At 37.0% G+C, this 14,514-nt stretch carries 16 protein-coding genes and 1 pseudogene; 1 reads left to right on the plus strand and 16 read right to left on the minus strand.

Features of this window, described 5'->3' with window-relative positions; genetic code table 11:
* Positions 1–31: 31 nt before the first annotated feature.
* From PPA04_RS00410 to rpsP, 7 genes are all read right to left on the minus strand, one after another.
* The gene (locus tag PPA04_RS00410) at positions 32–292 is read right to left on the minus strand and encodes a hypothetical protein (protein WP_229923034.1); all 261 of its coding nucleotides are present in this window, start codon (positions 290–292) and stop codon (positions 32–34) included.
* 34 nt (positions 293–326) lie between these two features.
* Positions 327–1,034, minus strand: a complete 708-nt coding sequence (locus tag PPA04_RS00415; RefSeq protein WP_147206651.1) for a M57 family metalloprotease — start codon at positions 1,032–1,034, stop codon at positions 327–329.
* A gap of 186 nt (positions 1,035–1,220) precedes the next feature.
* Positions 1,221–1,568 carry a 50S ribosomal protein L19 gene (gene rplS / locus PPA04_RS00420; protein ID WP_057782405.1) on the minus strand — a complete coding sequence of 116 codons (348 nt, stop codon included), beginning with the start codon at positions 1,566–1,568 and terminating at the stop codon, positions 1,221–1,223.
* Between the two features lie 119 nt (positions 1,569–1,687).
* Positions 1,688–2,446, minus strand: a complete 759-nt coding sequence (gene trmD / locus PPA04_RS00425; RefSeq protein WP_057782407.1) for a tRNA (guanosine(37)-N1)-methyltransferase TrmD — start codon at positions 2,444–2,446, stop codon at positions 1,688–1,690.
* The gene (rimM, locus tag PPA04_RS00430) at positions 2,443–2,964 is read right to left on the minus strand and encodes a ribosome maturation factor RimM (protein ID WP_057782409.1); all 522 of its coding nucleotides are present in this window, start codon (positions 2,962–2,964) and stop codon (positions 2,443–2,445) included. The genes trmD and rimM overlap by 4 nt, the downstream gene beginning before the upstream one ends.
* Positions 2,965–3,014: 50 nt before the next feature.
* Positions 3,015–3,272, minus strand: coding sequence for a KH domain-containing protein (locus PPA04_RS00435; RefSeq protein ID WP_057782411.1), 258 nt, complete (start codon positions 3,270–3,272; stop codon positions 3,015–3,017).
* Positions 3,273–3,287: 15 nt separating this feature from the next.
* Entirely contained in the window at positions 3,288–3,560 is a 273-nt protein-coding gene (gene rpsP / locus PPA04_RS00440; RefSeq protein ID WP_046870580.1) for a 30S ribosomal protein S16, read from the minus strand.
* A gap of 484 nt (positions 3,561–4,044) precedes the next feature.
* Between rpsP and PPA04_RS00445 the strand changes: the two genes are divergently transcribed.
* Positions 4,045–4,716: an EAL domain-containing protein gene (locus PPA04_RS00445; RefSeq protein WP_057782413.1), complete on the plus strand. Its 672-nt coding sequence runs from the start codon at positions 4,045–4,047 to the stop codon at positions 4,714–4,716.
* 82 nt (positions 4,717–4,798) lie between these two features.
* Here PPA04_RS00445 and PPA04_RS00450 read toward each other — a convergent pair whose 3' ends face one another.
* The 9 genes and pseudogenes from PPA04_RS00450 to smc all read right to left on the minus strand — a co-directional run bounded on the left by PPA04_RS00450 (position 4,799) and on the right by smc (position 14,510).
* Positions 4,799–5,398, minus strand: a complete 600-nt coding sequence (locus PPA04_RS00450) for a PTS sugar transporter subunit IIA domain-containing protein (protein WP_057782415.1) — start codon at positions 5,396–5,398, stop codon at positions 4,799–4,801.
* Positions 5,382–6,353: a sigma 54-interacting transcriptional regulator gene (locus PPA04_RS00455; protein ID WP_186806932.1), complete on the minus strand. Its 972-nt coding sequence runs from the start codon at positions 6,351–6,353 to the stop codon at positions 5,382–5,384. The genes PPA04_RS00450 and PPA04_RS00455 overlap by 17 nt, the downstream gene beginning before the upstream one ends.
* Positions 6,287–6,772, minus strand: coding sequence for a hypothetical protein (locus PPA04_RS00460; RefSeq protein WP_057782418.1), 486 nt, complete (start codon positions 6,770–6,772; stop codon positions 6,287–6,289). The genes PPA04_RS00455 and PPA04_RS00460 overlap by 67 nt, the downstream gene beginning before the upstream one ends.
* 515 nt (positions 6,773–7,287) lie before the next feature.
* A pseudogene (locus tag PPA04_RS09860) lies at positions 7,288–7,452 on the minus strand (ribulose-phosphate 3-epimerase); the annotation flags it as partial.
* Between the two features lie 163 nt (positions 7,453–7,615).
* On the minus strand, positions 7,616–7,837 hold the full coding sequence (locus tag PPA04_RS09865; protein ID WP_147206655.1) for a beta/alpha barrel domain-containing protein: 222 nt from the start codon (positions 7,835–7,837) through the stop codon (positions 7,616–7,618).
* A 176-nt stretch (positions 7,838–8,013) separates the two neighbouring features.
* Positions 8,014–9,447, minus strand: a complete 1,434-nt coding sequence (ffh, locus tag PPA04_RS00475) for a signal recognition particle protein (RefSeq protein WP_057782420.1) — start codon at positions 9,445–9,447, stop codon at positions 8,014–8,016.
* 17 nt (positions 9,448–9,464) lie between these two features.
* Positions 9,465–9,806 carry a putative DNA-binding protein gene (locus PPA04_RS00480; RefSeq protein WP_057782421.1) on the minus strand — a complete coding sequence of 114 codons (342 nt, stop codon included), beginning with the start codon at positions 9,804–9,806 and terminating at the stop codon, positions 9,465–9,467.
* A 16-nt stretch (positions 9,807–9,822) separates the two neighbouring features.
* Positions 9,823–10,944: a signal recognition particle-docking protein FtsY gene (gene ftsY, locus PPA04_RS00485; RefSeq protein WP_057782422.1), complete on the minus strand. Its 1,122-nt coding sequence runs from the start codon at positions 10,942–10,944 to the stop codon at positions 9,823–9,825.
* Positions 10,941–14,510 carry a chromosome segregation protein SMC gene (gene smc, locus PPA04_RS00490; RefSeq protein ID WP_057782423.1) on the minus strand — a complete coding sequence of 1,190 codons (3,570 nt, stop codon included), beginning with the start codon at positions 14,508–14,510 and terminating at the stop codon, positions 10,941–10,943. The genes ftsY and smc overlap by 4 nt, the downstream gene beginning before the upstream one ends.
* Positions 14,511–14,514: the final 4 nt, after the last annotated feature.

Consider the following 14,514-nt stretch of genomic DNA (forward strand, 5'->3'; position numbering starts at 1 on the left):
CAACTATTTGTTTCAAAATTTTTGTTGCTGCTTAACTATTAAACTCGCTAAGAATCATAAATGCAATAAAGCCCACAATGACAGCTAAAATTATAATGCCACCCAATAAAAAGTTAAAGACAAACCCAAGACCGCCACATAATAACAGGATGATAAAAATAATGGGATGCCGCAAACAAAATCTCAAAAAACTCATAATGAGTTTGAAAAAGAGGATGATAAAAATAATCCCCCCAATCAGGAGGGCAATATTGGTATTCGATACAGTAGCTGACAGAATAAAGTTTGTCATAAGTTATCAATCCTTCCCCATTTTAAATATACTTTTAATTGTTGCCTTGATAGATCGCCTTTAATCCCTCAAGGTCACCACTTGATAATCGAGTTTTGCCTTGATCTACCGGATACATCACAGAATTTCGATTACTGCTATGATCAAGTCCCAAGGCATGTCCCAATTCGTGGACTGCCACGGATAACTGAACGGACTCAGCATATCGGACATTTAAACTCGCCTTAGCATGATTAACTGTATAGGCATTTACCCCTGTTTGCTGAATCACTTCGGGACCACCATGCCCTAGCTCAATTGTACCTTGATTTGAAGTAGTCATTTTCTTATTGTAGATAGAGAAAAAAATTTGATTTTGTTTTTGGGTTCCTTTTCCAGCGACCAACTTCACAATACCAGTTCGGTTATATTCACGAATCGCCTGTTCAAATACTTTTTTTACGTGACTAGGAATAGTGGTTGCAAACTGATAGTAATACACGTTTGCTAAGGAGTGACCTTGAACCACACTTTCAATTGGTGTTGCCGTTTTGCTTGCTGATTTGGTGGTAGCTTTGCTTGTTTCCGTATTGATCTGATAATTTTTAGTGATTTTTTGTGGATTGATATTCGAAATAACTTGAGTGACTTGTTGTTTAAAATCGGTCGCAATGTTTTTGGCAGCTACTTGGTAATTTTTACCAAGTAATAAATATAACACCATAGCTAACATCGCTAACCACGCAATACCCCTGTGTTTCATTCTTGTTCCCCCGATTTTTTTACGAACTACGCCAAGTTAAACAGATTCATTTACGATCTGCATGATAATTATTGATATTAGTGTAGTTTGGAACAGTAGACAACCCAAATAGGTAAACCTTAATCATGATTTAAGTAAATTGCCATAAAAAAATACAAACCCTTAAGGTTTGCATTTTTGTCTATATTAACGACGGTCTTCTTTAATACGAGCAGCCTTACCATGTAAAGCACGTAAGTAATAAAGTTTAGAACGACGAACACGTCCATGACGAATAACATCAATCTTAGCAACTCGTGGTGAATGTAATGGGAATGTACGCTCAACGCCCACACCATTACTAATCTTACGAACTGTATAAGTAGCACTGATTCCGACACCATGGCGTTTGATCACAACACCTTCGAATAACTGGATACGTTCACGAGTACCTTCAACAACACGGGCATGCACACGAACTGTATCTCCAGCACGGAAATCAGGAATATCATCACGCAATTGTGATTCGGTAATTTTGTTAATTAATGGATTCATTTAAGAAACCTTCCTTTCATCAACATTCTTATCCTTGTTGAACAGCGGAATATTGTTTTCTTTAGTCTTAACAGACCAATCAAAAGTTTATCATAAAACTTACTGGCTGTAAAGCTGTTCTAGTTTTTTGCTTCAGGTTCACTCAACTCTGCTTTTATATCATTGAGGAGATTTAAGTCTTCTTTACTCAGCCTTATTTTTTTCAAAAGGTCCGGACGTTTTAATAAGGTTCGCTTTAAAGCCTGTTTTTGGCGCCATTGATCGATTAATTGATGATTCCCGTTCAATAATACCTCGGGAACCTGCATCCCTCTAAAATCAGCCGGACGTGAGTATTGCGGATATTCTAACAAACCAGTTGAAAAAGAATCTCCAGGTGCCGACTCTTTATTCCCCAAAACTCCAGGTAGTAAGCGCACGGTGGCATCAATCATTACCATTGCAGCAAGTTCCCCACCTGTAAGCACATAGTCACCCAATGAAACCTCATCCGTAGCCAATGTTTTAATCCGCTCGTCATAGCCTTCATAATGACCGCAAATAAAAGTTAAGTGTGCTTCTTGCGCAAAAGACTCCGCCATTTTTTGGTCAAACTGCTTACCACCGGGATCTAAAATGACCACTCGCCCCTTTGGTAAGTTAGCATTATCGTTTTCTACAGCGGCCATTGCATCAAAAATGGGTTGAGGTTGAAGGAGCATCCCCGCCCCACCACCATACGGGTAATCATCGACATTATGGTGTTTGTTACTAGAAAAATCGCGGAAATTGGTTACCTTGACATCAAGCAACTGGTCTTCAATGGCTTTTCCCACAATCGATTGATGTAAGGGACCGCTAAACATATCTGGAAAAAGGCTTAAAATATCAATTTTCATGAATCCAGCCCCTCCAGGAGTTCAACTGTAACTCGCTGATTATCCAAATCAACCTTTTTAATTACCTGATGAATATATGGTAACAACAAATCGTCCTTATCGGTGCGTTTAACGACCCAAACATCATTAGCTCCCGGAGACAAAATTTCAGAAACCGTTCCAAGCAACTGATCATCTGCGTCGTATACCTTAAGACCAATGATGTCATCATAATAAAACTCATCACTGCCCAATTTCTTCCGGTCATCTTCGGAAACCTTCAACTCAAATCGTTTATACTTTTCAACATCATTAATTGAATCGAAGCCATCGAATTGAAGTAAATAGACCTGTTTTTGTTGACGGGACTTTTTAATTTTTAAAGTTTGTACGGGAGTGGCATCATCCTTGGGAGAAAACAAGAATAGTTGCTTGCCAGCTTTGAAACGTTCTTCAGGAAAATCAGTAATTGGCAACACTTTTACTTCGCCTTGAATGCCATGTGTATTGACAATGGTACCCACTTTATAATATTGCATAATTTACCTCGTAATATACTAAAAACTCTTAAACAAAATCAACATTTCGTTTAAGAGTTTTTTGATTTGCCATCCTCAATCACTAACCGAACTCGTTTTTCGCCATGGAAACGAAAACTATAAACGACGTTCCGAATTGCTTGAGCAACTCGACCATGCCGACCGATAATTCGGCCAACATCTTCATCAGCCACACTTAAATGAAATTCATAAAAGCGATCGGATTCTGATCGTTCAATTGTAATTCGCTCCGGATACGAAACAAGTGGTTTAACAATTGTTAAGATTAAAGTTTCTACATTTTTCATAATTAAAAATGCCGATTACTTAGCAAGCTTTGATTCATGATACTTTTTCATAATTCCAGCTTTTGAAAGAATATTCTTAACGGTATCTGATGGTTGAGCACCATTGCTTAACCAACTTAAGATGTCTTCCTCATTTAATTTTACTACAGCTGGATTAACTAATGGATTGTAAGTACCAACTTGGGCGATAAAACGACCATCACGTGGAGAGCGAGAATCAGCAACTACCACACGGTAGAAAGGACGCTTTTTTGAACCCATTCGTTTCAAACGAATTTTTACAGACATGTCAACACCTCCTGTTTTATTTCACGTTAAATAATATACCAGTTATTCATTTAGATGTAAAGGTTTTTTTCTTTACAGGCAGTTTTTATTAAACAATTTCTTTGGAATTCATAGTTCCGGATCATCCCAGTCAAACTAAGTGCTTTATTTTATTGTTGAAAATTAGTTAATCCAGAAACGCCATTTTCTTTCCCACGTCACACCTCAATTATGTCATGGTTGGAATTATTAAAATAGGTTATTAATTTAGTAATTAAAACAATCGAACTATAGATAGTTCCCGATTCTTATTGCATTTTTAAACAAAAAATGGTATTTTAACAGTGTTAATTATATTTGCTCAACTCAAAAATGCAATTTTACATAATTTAAGTTTCTCAAAGTGCATTAAGAGTGACGACCCGTACTTGAGAAAGTCAAGCTTGCGGGTCTTTTTTCTTTAAAAGAAGTAACTAACCAATGATTTTTGTATAGGAGCCTTACAATGTATCAATATTTTATTCAACAAATCATTAATAAATATAATAAGTCTGTGGTCGGCTATGAACTATTACTTCGCAAACAAGTTGGTTCAAATTGGGGACCAGTTACAAACTTCACAAGTTTACCCCCTGAAATAGTGGCGGATGAAATCATCAAAATAGCTGAGCAACTTTATAGTAAAGTACCATTTTTGTCCGTCAACCTCAACCGAACCCAACTTATGAATCAAAAAATAGTTGATCCACTGATTGGAATTCAAAAACTGTTACGTCCTGTACAAATTCAAATTGAGTTGACTGAAGATGAGACTAAAAATCATTTTAAGGAATGTGACATTATTAATCAGTTAAAACAATTCATTGAAGAAGGCATGACCATCTCAATCGATGATGTTGATTGTGGGGTTAATACAGAAGATCAGGTAAGAGCTCTCATTCCATATACTAATGAAATAAAGTTTGCCCTTCAAAATTTTGGCCAATCAGTTTACTTTCCAGAAATTCAACAACGGATCATTTATTGGCGTGGTTTTGCTAAGAAACACAAAGTTCGTTTTATTCTTGAAGGAATCGAAAACGAAAAAATTGATGCTTTTATTGATCTTTTTGACATTGATATTCGTCAAGGATATTTTTATGAAAAACCGCACCCTATTCAGGAAAATCAACTTTGACTTTCGGATTACTAAAAAATAGCAACGACATATGGAACTAAGCCATAATAAAACCGGGTCTACACTTTCTGGTATTAGTTATTCACCAATACCAGAAAGTGTAGACCCTTTGATCTGAATCAATTAATGCATCATATTCAAATGATTTTACAGACAAATTTGACAACATACTCTGAGGTAAACTTTCTATCAATAATTTTTGAATTTGTTTTGCTGTACCAATACCAGTTAAACAAGTTGTGATTATCAAGTCTTTTTTATTTTTTTGATAGAGCATCTTACCACTTGGAATACAATGATCAGGTATTTTTTTAACAATTTGTTCTAATGAAATACCGTGTGTCATTTTTTCTCCCGCATCCACCACCATTAATGTTGACACGTTATCAATCAAACCAACTGTAAAACCCAACTTCATTTCTAGTTTTCTTACAATGTCCGCTGGAGAACCCATATCTATAAAAACCAATGTGTCCTTACGATGTTCATCATTCCTAAAATAATATTCAATCTTCTCAGCCATCTCTTTAGTATCAGAGTTTATCGGCATATCAATTGCATCAAAGATATTATTTTTCAAGAGCCTATTAACGACATTAGCAATACTACTGGCAGTGGCATATCCATGGGCTAATATAAGTCCGTGAGTTGTAATATTGTTTTGTTTAACATGTTTTTCCAACAAATTTCCGATTATAATCGTCTCGAAAAAAATCAATAATTCGATTAATCTCAGTAGAGTAATAATTAATTGGCATATCTGACTGAGCGTGTTTAAAAACAAGATAATCGTTAAAATCATTTACAGCATTGTAGCAATTTGATGCTAGTTCTCCGAAATCCATAGTTTCCCCACCCGCAGATATTGAATTTGTGATTAAAGAAATCATTCTATTTAGTGCATTATCATTACTTCCCTTTTGTGAAATTATATCAGGTAACGTCGTTTGAGGTGTGATGATCTGTAGTTCTTCTTGATTTTTGTGAAACGAAATTTTCTTTGATTGTTCTGGTTTCAATAATAGATCTCCATTATCATGAATAATTGACATTGCAACAATTTTCTTGATTTTAGATTTCATACCACCAATATTATCCTTGTATCGAACTTTAACCAATTCATCTATCAACTCAGGATAAATTTTGAATTCTCTATTGACAATTTTACTTTCCGCCATAAAGAATGACCAAATTAACTCCTTTTTCTCTGATAAAGTTCTTTCATAAATACTTGGGACTTTAATTTGAACTGGTATCCTTCTTATAAACGTTTTAAGAAAAGAACTACCAAGAGATTCTGTTGTTGCAAAAAGTAACCTCACATTGAGTTGCCGAGGATGCGTTGCCTCACCAACTCGATAAACTACACTATCGTCCAAGTATGTAAATAATTTTTCTTGACCATGTGCTGATAACCTCTGCACTTCATCCAAAAAAAGAACTCCGTTTTGTGCTTGCTCAAATATACCAACGTGGTCTTCTTCTGCACCCGTGAAAGCTCCCTTTTTATATCCAAATAATGAACTGGTTAACAGCTCCGGATTATCAGCATATTGCGCACAGTTAAAACTTATAAATGGCGCATCACTTGAAACCAAAGATTTTTCTTCACAGTACTCGTAAAACTTTTTTGCCAAATAACTTTTCCGGATCCAGTTTCTCCAGTTAATATTGTTGGCAACCCTTTACCAGGGTACATAGCAGCAGCCCGTAATTGTTCCAAGATTTGATATAGAGAAGCATCATGACCAATGATTTCACTAAAGGGTTCCTTTTTTTGATTTTTCTTCATAAAATCATGCAAATCTCTTAAGCTTTGAAAACCATCCAATTCACCATTACCGCCATTATTCAAAAACCATTCCCTTACTATAAAAATAACCGGTCTAGTACTTATTTTCAGTAATCTTTTTGAATGAACCAGTAGATTTAAATAGTGACTTGCTGTATTTCTTTTTAATTTAAACTTTTTAGAAACTTCAAAAGCATTTGAAGTCTTAAAACTTAAATTTTTACTCATTTTTTCAATATAGTCATCAATTTCATTAATTAACATCAAATTCACCCCCTGTTTCGAAGCAACGCAATCGCTTACATGCTAACATATGTACATAAAAAAGCGCAACCATTTTCACGAGTTTGATTGCGTCTTTATAACTTAAGTTTCATTTCACTCTATATTTGTGTGTCGCCTTTGCATATTCCTTTCAATTTGATGTAACTGCGCTTTTAACTGAAGAATCAGTCCTTCCATATAAAGAATTCGAACAAAGATCCCATCGGCCGAATGGAACTTTTTGAACTAGTATTCTTACTATCGGATTTTATAAACACATAGTGATCAGATAGCTTGAGCAAAGGACTCGACATATTTGCAACAATTATCATTACTTTACTACCAGCTTTTTTTGGCTTTTTTAATTCTGTCAATTATTTCTGGATTAGCTACCGAACCCGAAACTACTATATACAAATCATTTTTTAACTGCATAAGTCGATTACCAAACACTGGGCAACAATTACGGAGCGATCATTACCATCGGCAAAAATTTTTTAACATTAATTTTGATTTTATCCATTATCAGTCACTCTCAAAAGTTTCTTCAGATTTTCTCTAGCAGTTTTCAATTTTACTATACAGCTACCAGAAACAAAGTCATCGCAATTTGCGCACATGAAAGTTTGAATGTTGCTACTTTTAATTCCACCATCAACCGCAATTCTATAGTTCAAATTACCATTCTTTCGTTTTTTATCGAGCTAGTTAACTTTTTTGGCTCATTATAAGAACATTTTTGACCAACTCGATCTAGGCAAGTTAACCAAAACACGATGAATTAATGGCAATAAATATTTTATTGACTCTGGAGAAGAAACTGGATTCAACGTAATACCTGAATCAATACCTATCAATACCTAAGTTATTAATCTTAGTTATTAAGTAGTACAAATCTTCATTGCAATTACGGTGCATAGTGATTGCACTAGCATCAGCTTCTACAAACCTATCCAAGTATTTTTCTGGAGAAGAAACCATTAAACCATGTAATTTCTTAAAAATTACCAAATAAATAAAAAAGCACCCAGAAACGACTTCTAATCTCGTTTCTGGGTGCTTCATCTCTTGGAATATGTAGCATCTAAATAGACGAACATATTCTATCTTTTATTTTGTATTTAAACTCCAACTAGCAACCTTAATCACTATTTTCATCTAAAAACTTTCCAAAATCATCAGCACTTTATACCAAATATCGCAGTGCTCTTACAGAAAATTTTGAATTTATTGGCCTAATCCTACTTATTACGCCGATTTTTCTTCATACGTTTTTTCTTATTTTTCTTGACCTTACGGACCATAGAATTCATCGCCATCTTCGAGAGACGACCACCTACGCCCTTACCCAACAAACCATCCATACCGTTGAAGTTACCTTTAGACATTTGGTTCATCATTTTTTTCATTTGACCAAACTGTTTAATCATTCGGTTAACTTCAACCACTGGTCGACCAGACCCACCAGCAATCCGACGACGCCGGCTTGGGTTCAACAAGTTTGGATCTTCCCGTTCAGCAGGAGTCATAGATAGCACGATCGCCTTCATATGAGCCATATCTTTAGGATCAATATTAGCGTTCTTTAAAGCAGGATTATTGGCCATCCCTGGAATCATCTTCATGATATCTTCCATGGATCCCATATTTTGCATTTGATCCATTTGATCAACGAAATCGTTGAAGTCAAAACTATTTTCCCGGATCTTTTTGGTCACATCCTGGGCTTGTTTTTCATCGTACTCTTTCTGGGTCTTTTCAATCAAGGTGAGCATATCGCCCATCCCCAAAATTCGGGAAGCCATTCGATCTGGATGGAAGACATCGAGATCAGTCATCTTTTCGCCTTGCCCAATAAACTTAATTGGTTTACCAGTCACCGCGCGGATTGAAAGAGCAGCACCACCACGGGTGTCACCATCTAACTTAGTTAAGACAACGCCCGTCACATCCAACTGATTATTAAAACCTTCAGCTGTATTGACCGCATTTTGACCAGTCATGGCATCGACAACTAACAGGATTTCATTTGGATGAGCTAATGCTTTGATTCGAGAAAGTTCATCCATCAGTTTTTCGTCAATTTGTAAACGACCGGCAGTATCAATAATGACATAATCATTATTTTCTTCATCCGCTTTTTGCAAACCTTGACGCACAATCTCAACGGGATCAACATCAGTACCTAACTGGAAAACGGGCACATCAATTTGTTGTCCAACTTGGACCAACTGGTCAATAGCGGCAGGCCGATAAACATCCCCTGCAATCATCAATGGCCGCGCTTTTTGTTCATTTTTTAGCTTTAAAGCTAATTTACCAGCAGTAGTAGTTTTACCTGCCCCTTGTAAACCAACCATCATGATAATTGTTGGTATTTTAGGTGATTTGTTTAAGTCAACAGCTTGATCACCCATGATTTTAACTAACTCATCATTAACGATTTTGACAATCTGTTGAGTTGGATTTAAGCCCTTTAAGACATCCGCACCAATTGCTTTGTCACGAACTGTTTTAACGAAGTTTTTAACAACGGTAAAGTTAACGTCGGCCTCTAATAAGGCCAACCGAATTTCACGCATTGCTCCTCGTAAATCCGTTTCGGAAATTTTACCTTTTTTTCTTAATTTACTAAAAGCATTTTGAAGTCGATCTGTTAAACTTTCAAAAGCCATGGATTAGTCCCTACCTTTCATTCTCCCTCAATTGATTCTAGGTTATCTACTAATTGTAGAAGCGTTTTATCTTGTGCGTAATTGTTTTTAACATAGTCCATTAAACGATCCGTTTGGTGATTGCGCGCCAAAAAATCGCCATAAGTATGCAGTTTTTCTTCGTAATCTTCTAAAATTTGAACTGTTCTCTTAATATTATCATACACTGCTTGCCGACTTACAGTATAATTTTCCGCAATTTCGCCTAGTGAATAATCATCGGCATAATAAAGTTCCATGTAATTACGCTGTTTTTTGGTTAATAAGCTCCCGTAAAATTCAAACAGAAAATTAATGCGGTTATTTTTCTCAATCTCCATTTAATCACACTACTTCCTATTTGGCCGGCTCCAGAAAGCCACTAAACAGACCGTCGACAAAGTCTTTAGGTGAAAATGGACTTAAATCGTCCACCTGTTCGCCAAGTCCGACATACTTAACCGAAAGATGAAGTTGATTGCGAATTGCCAAAACAATCCCACCTTTTGCAGTTCCATCTAGTTTCGTCAAAATAATTCCAGTTACGTTGGTAGTTTCCTTAAAAATCTTAGCCTGACTCATTGCGTTTTGTCCAGTTGTTGCATCTAAAACGAGAAGAATCTCTTGCGGCGCATGCGGAATTTCACGTGTAATAACCCGTCGCATCTTATCAAGTTCCTTCATCAAATTAACTTTATTTTGCAATCTACCGGCTGTATCTACCAAAACCAGATCATAATTTTCGGCTTTAGCCTTTTTAACAGCATCAAATACAATTGCTGCTGGATCACTTTTCTCTGGTCCCGAAACAACCGGAACCCCGTCACGTTTACCCCATTCTTGTAATTGCTCGATGGCACCTGCTCGGAATGTATCACAAGCAGCTAGTAACACTTTTTTACCGCGCTTCTTAAATCGATTGGCAAGTTTACCGATACTAGTAGTTTTACCAACACCATTTACACCGACAAACAGGAACACACTGGGCCCTTCAGTTGCAAAAACCAAGTGATTATCTTCTTTTGTACCGTTGCGTGTATAGAGTGAAACCAATTTAGATACGATCAAGTTCGAGATAACTTTTTGATCGTTTTCGTGCTTGGCTTCAATTTCTTCGCGCACTTCATCACTAATCTGAACAGCTGTTTCAAATCCGACATCAGCGCCAATTAAAGTTTCTTCTAAGTCATCATAAAAATCATCATCAACCCCACTAAAATTTGTAAATAGGGCGGTCAGCTTTTGACCAAAAGTGCGGCGTGACTTTTCCAAACCACGGTTATAACGATCGATTTCTGCTGCTTCTTCGCTCGTCACATTTTGTGGATTAACTTGCGTATCAGCTGGTGAAATTTCAGGCTCTTCAGGTGTTTTCTTTTCTATTGTTTTTTCTTCGTTTGCTTTTTGTTCTAACGCTTGTTGCGCCAAAGCTTCTTGTTCTTCAAGTTTCTTTTTCTTTCTTCGACCAAATATACTCATTGCGTGCTGGTCTCCTTTCGTGAAACATCTTCAAGTGATACAGAAGCCATCTTCGAAACTCCGGATTCTTGCATCGTGACCCCATATAAGACATCGCATTCTACCATTGTACCCTTTCGATGGGTAATCACAACAAATTGGGTCTGGTGACGGAAATTGCGGAGATAATCTGCAAAACGCGCCACATTTGCGTCATCAAAGGCAGCTTCAACTTCATCCAAAATACAAAATGGCACTGGGTTAACTTCCAAAATTGAAAAAAGCAATGTAATCGCCGTTAGCGCCCGTTCACCACCAGAAAGTAAACTTAGTCGCTGAAACTTTTTACCAGGTGGCTGTGCCTTAATTTCCATCCCTGTGGTCAGTAAATGCTCAGGATCTGTTAATTCCAGTTTCGCCTTGCCACCACCAAACATTTTGACAAAGACTTTCGAAAATGAGGCTGAAATCTGATCAAAGGTGGTCTTAAAGCGTAATGCCGCTTCAGTATCAATTTCGTTGATCGTTTCAAGCAACTGCTTTTGCGAAGTCATTAAATCATCTTTTTGAGTGGTTAAAAATTGATAACGTTCAGATACCCGTTGGAATTCTTCAATCGCACCAACGTTTACTTCACCAATTTCGGCAAGACCCTTTTTAGCTAACTTAAGTTCACGTTGTAACTCATCTGGAGCTACAGCTATACTTTGTGCTTTGGCTAATTCCAAGCTTAATTGATATTTCTCACTTAAATCATTCAAGGCGTGATCAACTTGCTCTGACAAACGAGTTTGCTTGATTTTAATAGTTTGCAACTCGTCACTTGAAACGGAACCGAGCTCCTGAACGCGTTGCAATTCTTGCTCTTTTTCAGTTAAGGATTGATCAAGCTTGGTAAAACTTGCTTTCTGGTCTTCCAATTGCATTTTTAATTCAGCAATCGCTTTTTTACTTTCAGCCAGTTCTTTTTGTTGTGCCTCATTTTTAGAACCAGTCGATTCCTTTTCTGAGCGTATCGTTACCTGGCGTTTTTTAGAATTTTGCACAAGCAGCTGCGTTTTTTCAATTGTTTCTTCAAGCGCATTCAATCTCGTTTTTGCTTGGGTCAATGTGACCTGAGCATCTGTCAATTGATCCCGATAGTGCGCGAGTGCTTGTTGACTTTTATCCTGTTTTTCATGTAATTCAGTGAGCCGCTGTTTATATGAATTGGTATCGGTTGAAATCTTCTCCAAGTCGGCGTTCAATTGTTTTTCCTGTTGACTTAGATCCGCCGATTGGGTTGTGAAATCAGATTGTAAATCACCATTTTGCTGTGACTCATACTTAACAGCAACAATCCGACGATCCAACTCTGTGATCTGATTTTTGGAAATGGTTAGTTTTGATTGACCATCTTTAAACAAATCATTAGTGACATTAAATTGTTGCCTTAATTCGCTACCCTTTGTTTCGGTGGCGGCTAGTCGCTGCTTTAAATCCTGAACTAAAGCTTCACGACTAGCCAATTGTGTTTTCATTTGGCTAACCTGTTTCGCCAAATTACTCCGTGCTTGCTTTTGGGTCAATAATCCAGCAGTTTGGTGACGATTCACACCACCAGTCATCGAACCAGACGGATTAATAATTTCGCCATCTAAGGTTACGATCTTCAAACGAGTTGACAATTGCTTAGAAATCTTTGAAGCCTGCTTTAGATCCGTTGCCACACACACGTTACCCAGTAAAAACTGTTTAACCAATCTCCACTTATCAGAAGTTTGTACCAGATCTGCGGCAATTCCCTCTACACCCTCTAAATTCTCTAATTCATGTTGCACTTTAGCTGAGACTTGTTTGGCATGAATTCTTGAGAGAGGCAATAAAGTCACTCTTCCGGCGCGTTGCTTAGTTAAATACTGAATAATTTGGCGCGCATCCTGATCATTTTGAGTAACTAGTTGCTGAAGCTGGCCACCCAATACAGTTTCAATCGCTTTTGTGTATTTATCAGGAACTTCCAGTAATTCGGAAACAACGCCAATTAGACCCGGAAATTGTGTCTTATTTTTTAAAACGTTTTGCACACCTTGATAATAGCTACGAAGTTCTACATCTGAATTACTGAGCGTTTCTAACCTAGTCTTTGCTTGTTGATAAACCCGTAAAGCATCTAGCCAACTATCCTGACTTTGTTTTTGCTGTTCAGATAACTTTTGATAGTCACTTAAAGCCTCTTTTAATGTGTTTTTGGCAGTTTGGGCGTCCTTTTTTAAAGTCTCTACGCGCTTTTCTTGATCTTTAAAGCCAGCCGTTAATTCATCAAGTTGATCTTCTAATTTGCGCAGATCAGCATTGACATGCAATTGCTGTTGGCTATCTTGTTCATACCCTTTTTTTAGATTGACCTGTTCATTGTGAACTTGTGCCACTTGTTGCATTTTCTCAATATAAGTCGTCTGCAACTGATCAATCGTAGCTTGAATCTCAGTCTGCTTTTTTTGAATTTCTTTTTCAGACAAATCTGCTAGTGCTGACTTAATTTTTTCAACGGTCTGTTGATTAGCAGCAACCTGTTGATCTAATTCTACTTTTTGTGCCTGATAATCAGTTAGTTTTTGCGAATTAGCCTTGATAGTTTCCGCCAATTCACTGAGTTGTTGATCTTGATACTTAGTTTTCTCTGAACCGACATTTTGTTGACCGGCCAAATTCTCATACCTTTTAGTGGTATTCAATAAATCAGTTTGTAAATTATCTTTTTTTGATTCTAAAACTTGGCGTTGTTGCTTTAATTGATCAACCGTGATTGTCAAAGTCTTTTTTTGTTTCTGATATTGATCAACTAACTTTTCAGCAGCGGTTACTTTATCAGTGATTGATTGGCTTTGGCCTTGTAAACCCTCAATTAACTGAACTAATCGTGTTTTCTCCAACTTATCAAATTGCTTTTTTTGATCAACGTAATCTTGAGCCAGACTACTTTGTTCTTCCAAAGGCTCCAGTTGAGACTGGAGTTCGGCGATTAAATCACTCACTCGATCCAAATAATCGTTCGTTTTGCTTAGCTCTGATTCGGCTTTTTGTTTATCTTGTTTATAACTCAAAACGCCGGCGACCTCTTCAATAATGACCCGTCGATCTTCTGGTTTACTATTAAAGATTGCTTCAACCCGACCCTGAGAGATTACAGAAAACGAATCGCGACCTAAACCAGTGTCAATAAACAGATCCAACACATCTTTTAGTCGGCAGTCATTTTGATTAATCAAATACTGACTGTCACCATTACGAAACAATTTACGTGTCACACTGACTTCTGTAAAATCAGTCTTCAAAAAGTGATCCGAATTATCAAATGTAATGGTCACTGCCACCCGATTAAGAGGTTGTCTGCTTTGTGAGCCCGCAAAAATGACGTCGGGCATTTTTCCCCCACGTAAACTTTTAGCTGACTGCTCGCCCATGACCCAACGGACAGCTTCAATAATGTTACTTTTGCCACTTCCGTTTGGCCCGACAACTCCGGTAATTCCGTCTTCAAAATTAATCGTGGTTTTATCGGCGAAGGACTTAAAGCCACTTATTTGTAAGGACTTAAGTTTCATTAAC

Source organism: Pediococcus parvulus (assembly GCF_007990205.1).
In the GTDB taxonomy this organism is placed as follows: Bacteria; Bacillota; Bacilli; order Lactobacillales; family Lactobacillaceae; genus Pediococcus; species Pediococcus parvulus.

Coding starts and splice junctions, on each gene's coding strand:
- rplS (WP_057782405.1), bottom strand. CDS start 1,568: ATGAATCCATTAATTAACAAAATTACCGAATCACAATTGCGTGATGAT.
- ffh (WP_057782420.1), bottom strand. CDS start 9,447: ATGGCTTTTGAAAGTTTAACAGATCGACTTCAAAATGCTTTTAGTAAA.
- PPA04_RS09865 (WP_147206655.1), bottom strand. CDS start 7,837: ATGAAGCACCCAGAAACGAGATTAGAAGTCGTTTCTGGGTGCTTTTTT.
- trmD (WP_057782407.1), bottom strand. CDS start 2,446: ATGAAAATTGATATTTTAAGCCTTTTTCCAGATATGTTTAGCGGTCCC.
- smc (WP_057782423.1), bottom strand. CDS start 14,510: ATGAAACTTAAGTCCTTACAAATAAGTGGCTTTAAGTCCTTCGCCGAT.
- PPA04_RS00415 (WP_147206651.1), bottom strand. CDS start 1,034: ATGAAACACAGGGGTATTGCGTGGTTAGCGATGTTAGCTATGGTGTTA.
- PPA04_RS00410 (WP_229923034.1), bottom strand. CDS start 292: ATGACAAACTTTATTCTGTCAGCTACTGTATCGAATACCAATATTGCC.
- PPA04_RS00435 (WP_057782411.1), bottom strand. CDS start 3,272: ATGAAAAATGTAGAAACTTTAATCTTAACAATTGTTAAACCACTTGTT.
- PPA04_RS00480 (WP_057782421.1), bottom strand. CDS start 9,806: ATGGAGATTGAGAAAAATAACCGCATTAATTTTCTGTTTGAATTTTAC.
- PPA04_RS00460 (WP_057782418.1), bottom strand. CDS start 6,772: ATGTTAATTAATGAAATTGATGACTATATTGAAAAAATGAGTAAAAAT.
- PPA04_RS00445 (WP_057782413.1), top strand. CDS start 4,045: ATGTATCAATATTTTATTCAACAAATCATTAATAAATATAATAAGTCT.
- rimM (WP_057782409.1), bottom strand. CDS start 2,964: ATGCAATATTATAAAGTGGGTACCATTGTCAATACACATGGCATTCAA.
- rpsP (WP_046870580.1), bottom strand. CDS start 3,560: ATGTCTGTAAAAATTCGTTTGAAACGAATGGGTTCAAAAAAGCGTCCT.
- ftsY (WP_057782422.1), bottom strand. CDS start 10,944: ATGAGTATATTTGGTCGAAGAAAGAAAAAGAAACTTGAAGAACAAGAA.